The sequence below is a fragment of the Virgibacillus aidingensis genome, from assembly GCF_010994035.1.
In the GTDB taxonomy this organism is placed as follows: Bacteria; Bacillota; Bacilli; order Bacillales; family Amphibacillaceae; genus Virgibacillus_N.
The window spans coordinates 1-3,582 of sequence record NZ_WIXN01000043.1 but is presented as its reverse complement, the minus strand read 5'-3'; the positions used below and the strand labels follow the sequence as shown (position 1 = coordinate 3,582).

Here is a 3,582-nt window from a genome sequence, read left to right as displayed (position 1 = left end):
AAGAACGGACTAAACGATACAAAATAAGGGACTTTAAAAATCTCCCACAAGTACTTGACTCAATCATTCAGTCTCTAGTTCTTTTAAACTCAGCTTGGATGTGTTAAATTTATTCATGAGAGCCACTCCTTGTCTTTTGGGGTTTAGTCACTTTAAATATACAAGAAGTTGGCTCTCTTTTCTATGGCAATATAAATGATGATTTAAAGATGTACAGTTTTGATTGTATAACGATGTACAGAAATGTTTTTTTATGATTTGTCAATAAATATGAGAACTTTACATGGATCCTCCGCGGACATGATTAACATGCCAGGAAGCCAGTCCCCACAGAGTCTGGCATGGCTAATCAGGCTATCATGTCCGCTTCTCCATATAAAGTTGTTGAAGTACCGTAATCAAAACTGTACACTCTTATTTAATCACTTTTGTACATCCTTATACTATCATTTATAGGCAAAATTAAAAATAATTCTACCGCGCTTCGCTTGCTAACCCTGATTTTTCAAAAATGGACAAAAAGCACGTCCATTTCGAAAAAAACCAAGGATTAAATTTGTTGCCCAAAAAAACTAAAATTAATGTTTTTTATTTTTATTTGCCTAAAAACATTTTACTCATACTTCAAAATGCAACCAACTGAATATTCGGATAACATTCTCCCTTTTAATAGATTCTCCCTCATGGAGAGAATATGGATAATCTCCCAATATTGAATTCCTTTTCATTCATAATATTTATCCAATATTATTTAGATATCAAAATAGAGTGTTCTTCACCTTTATTTTGTTTGTACTTTTTCATCCCCTATTCTAAATTAATAATTTTTCTGTTCAATTTTTATAAACCTATTTACTCATTTACTAAGAAAGGTAGCAATAGTTAACACAAAAACATTTTCCTTGATAAATTAACGTTTATGGGTACTTATAAAAAGAGGTTAGTAATTCTCCAAAAGGACCAAACAAAAATAGAATAGCGATGATCATAATAATACATGCAATCCAAAATAAGAACTTTTTCACTAAGCCATCTCCTTTGTTAAAAAAATTAATATACACATAGTTGTATTTACCCTTTATCTAAACTCAATCCTCACAAAATTAAAAAGTCCAATTATACAAAATATTACGAATATAATAATAACAACCAAATAAAAATCTTGAAGAGACTGTATAACTCCGAGTTGGTTCTCTGGTGTCATTGCATAAGCTGGCTGGGACCACGGATAATACTTTCCATACTTTGAACTGGATATAAAGACATTAGGCATAACAAAAGCAAAATTAATGGCTATTGGAAGAGCAAAATTTTTCAATCGAGTGGATAGCCAAAGTTGTATTGCAATTAATGGCAATGTTGCAAACCATCCTCCGAAAAACAGTTTTAATACACTTATAAAAGGGAAAATCCCCGAGACCCCCATTAATTTCCCAATTACAAAAAAATACCCAAATAAAACCGTATTTGTCAAACCGATTAGAGACCACGCCCAAATCATTTTGGATAAGTAAACTGCATTTTTAGAAATTGGAAAGGCCAGCAATTGCTCCCATCCTCCATATGCATGTTCAAAACGGCATAAGAGGGCAACAAACACACTGGATAAAACTGGGCACAAAACCATACCATACAAAAATTCTACTTGCGTCCAGGTGCCCATCCACCCAACCATGCCCACTTCCTCAAACACATGCAGATTTGTCGTATAGTTCATTACCCCAACAATTGTAAGAAAAAGCGGAAGAAGAAAAATCATTAGCCATATACTTGGATAACAGCGAATTTTTAACCATTCTGACCATAATATGCTTTTTAACATTCTGTTCCCCCTAAATCATTTCTTTTCTTGCAAATTGCAAAGCTCCCAAACTAACTAAGATAAAACCAACGATTAAACTTATACCAATCCACTCCCAGTGAAAGATTGGTGGTTTTACAATATGGGAAAAGTCTGTAATGATATTTTCTTCAGAAAGTGTGATTTGATAAGGAATAACCCAAGGAAAATATTTGGCAATACCAGGGGATGGCAACATAAATAATCCAGCTACAATTCCCAATCCACCTATAATAACAGGAATCGATTGATTTTTTATATTCATGGATATCCAAAGTTGAAAACTAATGAATGAAAAGGAACTAAGATAGGGAAACATCGTAAAGTGGAAGAGTCGAGACCAATCTAATGAGTCTCCGCCACCAAACATCATCCCGATTAACCAAAAGCCTAACATTAAGAAAAGACTTGACAATATTACACCAGAAATAATCCAAAAATATCTGACCCAATAGAACTTCACCCTTGAAATGGGCATTGAAAATATAAGATTAAAAGCATTGGCTTGATGTTCCACATTTGCAAGAAAGGAAGTCAATACCGTGACAAATAAATGGATCATCACGAAATTACTATAATAGGTTACCATCCACATGGAACCCCATATACTGTAACTTTTCCCTTGATAAACATCCTGCTGAATGTTTTGAAAATTGAGTATCAATAAAAGGGTAACTCCTGCAAGAAGGATAAAAGGAAACAATATGACAATTCCCCAAAACATCGAACGTTGTACTTTTATTAAATCGGAATAAAAAATTGGACCCATTATAAATGATGCTCCTTTCCGGTAAGACCAAGGAAAATATCTTCCAAAGATTTCTTAACACCTTCCAAACGTGATACAAAAAAACCATTTTCGACTAGTACCTTATTTGCCTCACCAGCTATTTGCGAACTTGATTCCCTTATATATAAAATGTCTTGATCTGTATAAAAGGAAGCTTTTATTCCCGATTGTTCTAAACATTTAATTGCTCGGAGAGGATTATCGACTTTAATTCTTATCTTTGTTTCACTTTCCTTACGTAGTGCATTAATTGAATCTTGAAATAAAATATTTCCTTTGTGGATGATACCTACTTGTGTAGCTATTAGCTCAATTTCGCTTAGGAGGTGACTGGATAACAAAATGGTCATTTCATATTTTTTTGGCATCTCTTTAATGAATTCACGAATTTCTTGAATTCCAGCGGGGTCAAGTCCATTGGTCGGCTCATCTAAAATTAAAAGTTGCGGATCATTCAAAAGTGCTGTAGCAATCCCTAATCGTTGCTTCATACCTAAAGAATACTTCTTTACCTTTTTATCTTTAACATTGCTTAATCCCACAAGCCGTAATACTTCATCAACACGTTTTTTATTATTTACCTGAATTAATCTGCGTACAGCTTCTAAGTTTTCATAACCCGTAAGGTGTCCATAAAATGTTGGTGTTTCTACAAGTGATCCTATTTTGCTTAAAATGGATATTCGATTTTGTGTAAGATTTTGGCTGAAAATTTTTATATCTCCGCTAGTAGGGCGGATAAGTCCAAGCAACATCCGAATCGTTGTCGTTTTTCCTGCACCATTAGGACCGAGAAAACCATAAATTTCCCCTTGTTGAACCTTCATATTCAACTTATCAACTACCGTTTGATTTTTATATTTCTTTGTTAAATTATTCGTCTCAATGTAAGCGTCAAATAAATCCCACCTACTTATGCAGGTGGGATTAGTTGTATACTCTATTTAGACTT

Annotated in this window: 3 protein-coding genes; all 3 read right to left on the bottom strand. The window is 33.6% G+C overall.

The genetic code is table 11. The features are described 5' to 3' along the window. Positions 1-1,078 precede the first annotated feature (1,078 nt). Genes GHD25_RS19670 through GHD25_RS19660 form a run of 3 tightly spaced genes read right to left on the bottom strand, consistent with a single transcriptional unit; the run spans position 1,079 to position 3,457 of the window. Entirely contained in the window at positions 1,079-1,822 is a 744-nt protein-coding gene (locus tag GHD25_RS19670; RefSeq protein WP_164220057.1) for an ABC transporter permease, read from the bottom strand. A 10-nt stretch (positions 1,823-1,832) separates the two neighbouring features. Then, complete coding sequence (locus tag GHD25_RS19665; protein ID WP_164220055.1) at positions 1,833-2,609, bottom strand: ABC transporter permease; 777 nt, start codon at positions 2,607-2,609, stop codon at positions 1,833-1,835. Then, positions 2,609-3,457: an ABC transporter ATP-binding protein gene (locus tag GHD25_RS19660; protein ID WP_164220053.1), complete on the bottom strand. Its 849-nt coding sequence runs from the start codon at positions 3,455-3,457 to the stop codon at positions 2,609-2,611. Before GHD25_RS19660 ends, GHD25_RS19665 begins: the two co-directional genes overlap by 1 nt. Positions 3,458-3,582 lie beyond the last annotated feature (125 nt).